The sequence below is a fragment of the Burkholderia sp. E168m23 genome, assembly GCF_016586125.1.
In the GTDB taxonomy this organism is placed as follows: Bacteria; Pseudomonadota; Gammaproteobacteria; order Burkholderiales; family Burkholderiaceae; genus Burkholderia; species Burkholderia orbicola.
This window is the reverse complement of sequence record NZ_BCPP01000552.1, coordinates 1-4,783: the sequence shown is the minus strand read 5'-3', so window position 1 is coordinate 4,783 and position 4,783 is coordinate 1. Positions and strand designations below refer to the sequence as shown.

The window sequence follows — 4,783 nt, the reverse complement described above, 5'->3', positions numbered from 1 at the left end:
CAACTCGGTTTTCCGGCGCAGCCGCCGGGCGATGCGCGCGCGGCAACGCTCGGCATGCTGCTGGAGCGTGCCGCATGAAGGGGCCGTTGCTTTCGATGTTGCGACCGTTCGCGGTGCCGCTCGTCGCGGCGGTGGCGTTGCAGGCGCTGGCCGGCGTCGCGTCGCTCGTGCCGTGGCTCGCGCTCGCGCATTTCGCCGACGCATGGCGCGTCGCGCCACAGCTCGACGCGGCGGCGCGCGGCTGGCTCGTCGCCGCCGTGGCGGCCGGCGCATTTTGGCTGGGCGGCCAGACGGTCGCACTGCACCTGACGCACCGCGTCGACGCCGATCTCGGCGACCGTCTGCGCAAGCGCCTTGCCGATCATCTGCAGCGTTTGCCGCTCGGCTGGTTCGCGCGTGCGGGCAGCGACCGTGTCGCGCGCCACGTCGATCAGGACGTGCGCGCGCTGCATCAGCTCGTCGCGCATGCGCCGGCCGATCTCACGCAGCTCGTCGTCGTGCCGTGCGCGGCGCTCGCGTGCCTGCTTTATCTGAATCCCGTGCTGCTCGCGTTCGCGCTCGTGCCGCTCGTCGCCGGTGCGGCGCTGTTCCGCTGGATGCGCTCGGCACGCTTCGCGCCGGCCTTCGCCGCACGCAACGCGGCGCTCGAACGGCTGATGGGCGACTATGCGCAGCTCGCGCAGAACCCGGCGCTGGTGCGGCAGTATCCGGGCGCCGGCATCGAGGCGGCCGCGCTGGCGTCGGCCGGACATTTCTCGCACGCGTTCGCGGCGTGGGTCGGCCGCATCGGCGGTCTCGGCGCGTGCACGCAGGTGCTGCTCGGCACGCCGTTCCTGCTCGCGTGGGTCGTGTGCGGCGCGACGTGGCTGACGGCCGGGCAGTTGCCGGTCGGCACGCTGTGCGCGTTCGCGTTGCTGATCTGGGCGATCGCGGCGCCGGTGCGTGCGCTCGGTCATGGCGCCGATGCGTTGCGCGACGCGCACGCGGCCGCCGCGCGGCTCGATGCGTTGCTCGTGCAGCCGGGCTTGCAGGAACCCGCCGACGGCGCGGCACAGGCGCCGCGCGATGCATCGATCGAACTGCGCGGCGTGCAGGTCGACATCGACGGCGAGCCGATCCTGCGCGACCTCGACGCGACGATCGCGGCCGGCACGACCACCGCGATCGTCGGGCCGTCGGGCGCGGGCAAGAGCACGCTGCTGATGCTGCTCGCGCGCTTCATGGACCCGGATCGCGGCACGGTGCGGCTCGGCGGCGCCGATCTGCGGCTGCTCGCGTCGGACACGCGCCGCGAACAGGTCGCGATGGTGTTCCAGCAGGCCACCGCGCTCGACGATGTGTCGATTGCCGCGAACATCGCGCTGTACCGGCCCGATGCCGATCGCGACGCGATTCGCGCCGCCGCGCGCGCGGCCTGTCTCGACGAGCGCATCGACGCATTGCCGGGCGGCTACGACTGCGTGTGCGGGCGCGACGTGCGGCTGTCCGGCGGCGAACTGCAGCGATTGTCGATCGCGCGTGCGCTGCTGTCGCGCGCGCCGTTGCTGTTGCTCGACGAACCGGCGTCGGCGCTCGATCCGCAAACCGGACGCGCGTTGCGCAACGCGCTGCGCGCCGACATGCGTACCCGTGTGATCGTCAGCCACGATCTCGATGCGATCCGGCACGCGGACCAGATCCTCGTGATGGAGCGCGGCCGCATCGTCGAACGCGGTACGCACGCGGCGCTGCTGGCCGCGCACGGGCTGTATGCGCGGCTCTGGCGCGAACGCAGCGCCGCAGGCGGGGAGGCCGCATGATGACGACATCGCTCAAACGTTTGCAGTGCCTGCCGAGCGACACGCGCCGCGCGCTGTTGCGCGGGCTGGGCTGGGCGGTGGCCGCCGCGTTGCTCGACGGCGCGTGCGGGCTGCTGCTCGTGCCGCTGATCCGCGCCTGGTTCGCCGGTGCGCAGGCGGCCGCGCTGCGCTGGACGGCCGTGCTCGGTGTGCTGACGCTGTGCCATGCGCTCGTGCTGTACGTCGCGCAACGTCGAGGCTATCGCGCGGGCGGCGCGCTGGCCGTCGGCCTCGTCGAACGCCTCGTGCACCACCTGCCGCGCATCGCGTCGTGGCAGGCCGTGCGCGACAGTCATCGGGCCGGGTTGCTGCGCGGGCCGGTGATGCAGGCGATGGGAATTCCCGCGCACCTGCTCGGGCCGTTGATCGGCGCGGTCGTCACGCCGCTCGCGGTGGTCGCGGGGCTCGCGTGGATCGACTGGCGCATCGCGCTGTGCCTCGCGGCGGCGGCCGTGCTGCTGTTCGCGCTGCTGGAACGCGGCGGCGCCCGCACGCTCGCGTTCGAACAGGCGCGCGCCGCCGGCGATCGCGACATGGCCGTGCAGCTTCAGACCTTCGCCGCGCATCAGGGGCTGCTGCGCTTCGCGGGCCGGGACGGCGACGCACGCGCGGCGCTGCAGCGCGCGTTCGACGAACAGCATCGCCGCACGCGGGCGCTGATGCGGCGCTCGCTGCCGATCGAGCTCGGCTTCGCGGGAGCGGTGCAGGGCGTGTTCGTCGCGATGCTGATCGGCGGCGCGTGGGCCGTCGCGGCCGGCCGGCTCGACGCGGCGACGGCCGTCGCGGTGCTGGTGCTGCTCGTGCGCTTCATCGAGCCGCTCGCGCAGCTCACGCAGCTCGACCAGGCGCTGCGCGGCGGCTGGCGCGCGCTCGATACGGTGCTCGCGGTGCTGCATGCGCCACTTTTCGACAGCCCCGAGCGCGGCACGCCGGTACACGACGCGAGCGTCGACGCGCTGCGCGTCGGCTATCGGTCGGCCGGCGGCGCGACGCTGCTCGACGGGATCGACCTGCATTGTCCGGCGGGCGGCTTCGTCGCGATCGTCGGCCCGACGGGCGCGGGCAAGAGCACGCTGCTCGGCCTGCTCGCGCGGCTCGACGATCCGTGCGCCGGGCGCGTGCTGCTCGGCCGCGCCGACGTGCGGCACCTGAGCGAGGCGACGCTCGCCGCGACGCGCAACCTCGTGTTCCAGGACAACGGGCTGTTTCGCGGCAGCCTCGCGTGGAACGTGCGGATGGGGCGGCCCGACGCGACCGATGCCGAGCTGCGCGCCGCGCTGGATGCGGTCGGCCTGCTGCGCGACGCCGAACGCCTGCCGGACGGCCTCGACACCGACGTGGGGCCGGGCGGCCAGTTGCTGTCGGGCGGGCAGCGCCAGCGCGCATGCCTGGCGCGTGCGCTGCTGGCGCGCGCGCCGGTGCTGATGTTCGACGAGCCGACCGCGAGCCTCGATGAACTGAGCGCGCGACGCGTGCGCGACAGTCTCGTCGCGCTGCGCGGGCAACGCACGCGCATCGTCGTCACGCATCAGCCGGCGCTCGCGGCGGCCGCCGACACGATCGTCGTGCTCGATGCGGGCCGCGTGCGGGCGACCGGCACGCATGCGCAACTGATCGAGACCGATGCGTGGTACGCGACGTTCTCCCGCGCTGGACGGCCGCCCGACGGAGCGCCGCCCGCCGGCGCGGACGCCGAAACCCGCCCGGCCGAATCCGAGCAGTGACGTGAACAATGCGGGCCGCCGTGCCCGGAATCGATAGGAAAAGCTCCACGATCGAAAAATCGCCTGCCGGTTCTAATTGATAATGAGAATGATTATCAAATACGGGGGCGTGAATGCGGTACGAGGTACGGGAACCTGAGAGATCGATGATGCAGGGCGCACGCGTCGCCCGTTTCGGGCGCTGGCGTCCGTCGCTGTACCTCGGCCTGCTGATCGCCGCGCATCCGGCGGCGGCGTTCGCCGATGCGGCGCCGGCGGCCGGCGCGGAAGTCCGCCGGGACAAAGCGGCCGCCGCGCAGCCTGCCGGGAGCGAGTTGAAGGCGATTGCGGTGAATGCGTCGCGCGGCGTCGCCGACGATCCGTCCGTGGCGACGGTCGGCAAGATGCCGCTCGCGTTGCGCGAGATTCCGCAGTCGGTCAGCGTGACGACGCGCGAGCGGATCGACCAGCAGAACCTGTTCTCGCTCGACGAGGTGATGCAGCAGTCGGCCGGCGTGACCGTCCAGCCGTACGTGCTGCTCACCACTGCGTACTTCGTGCGCGGCTTCAAGGTCGATTCGTTCGAATTCGACGGCGTGCCGGTCGTGATCGGCGACATGGCGAGCGCGCCGCAGGACATCTCGGTGTACGAACGCGTCGAAATCCTGCGCGGCGCGAACGGGCTGCTGCACGGCTCGGGCAATCCGGCCGCGACCGTCAACCTCGTGCGCAAGCGCCCGCAATACCAGTTCTCCGCGCATGCGACCGCCAGCGTCGGCAGCTGGGACCGCTATCGCGCGGAAGCCGACATCGGCGGCCCGCTCAATGCGGCCGGCACCGTGCGCAGCCGGCTCGTCGCCGCGTACGAGGATCGCCACTTCTTCTACGACCACGCGAAGCAGGACACGCGTTCGATCTACAGCGTCACGGAAGTCGACGTGACGCGCGACACGCTGCTCACGTTCGGCGCGCAGTACCAGACCACGACATCGGTGCCCGACATGTCCGGCGTGCCGATGGCGCGCGACGGGTCCAGCCTCGGCCTGTCGCGCTCGACGTTCCTCGACACCGCGTGGGGCCGTTTCAACTGGGACACGACGCGCGCGTTCGCGTCGATCGAGCAGAAGCTCGGCGCCGGCTGGAAGGCGAAGGTCAGCGGCGAATACCAGAGCGTGCGCTCGGACCTGAAGTACGCGGGTTCGTTTGGCGCGATCGATCCGGCGACGGGCGCCGGCGGCCGGC

Annotated in this window: 3 protein-coding genes; all 3 read left to right on the top strand. The window is 72.3% G+C overall.

Annotation, left to right across the window (positions count from 1 at the left end):
• Positions 1-74: 74 nt before the first annotated feature.
• Complete coding sequence (locus tag JMF90_RS24465) at positions 75-1,799, top strand: ABC transporter ATP-binding protein (protein ID WP_011547175.1); 1,725 nt, start codon at positions 75-77, stop codon at positions 1,797-1,799.
• On the top strand, positions 1,799-3,562 hold the full coding sequence (locus JMF90_RS24460; protein WP_041489471.1) for an ABC transporter ATP-binding protein: 1,764 nt from the start codon (positions 1,799-1,801) through the stop codon (positions 3,560-3,562). The genes JMF90_RS24465 and JMF90_RS24460 overlap by 1 nt, the downstream gene beginning before the upstream one ends.
• 146 nt (positions 3,563-3,708) lie before the next feature.
• Positions 3,709-4,783: TonB-dependent siderophore receptor (locus JMF90_RS24455; protein ID WP_201325526.1), on the top strand; the 1,075-nt coding region annotated here is incomplete at its 3' end.

Bases quoted from the DNA above. Each gene is read 5' to 3' on its own strand.
- JMF90_RS24465 (WP_011547175.1), top strand. From the start codon at position 75: ATGAAGGGGCCGTTGCTTTCGATGTTGCGACCGTTCGCGGTGCCGCTC.
- JMF90_RS24460 (WP_041489471.1), top strand. From the start codon at position 1,799: ATGACGACATCGCTCAAACGTTTGCAGTGCCTGCCGAGCGACACGCGC.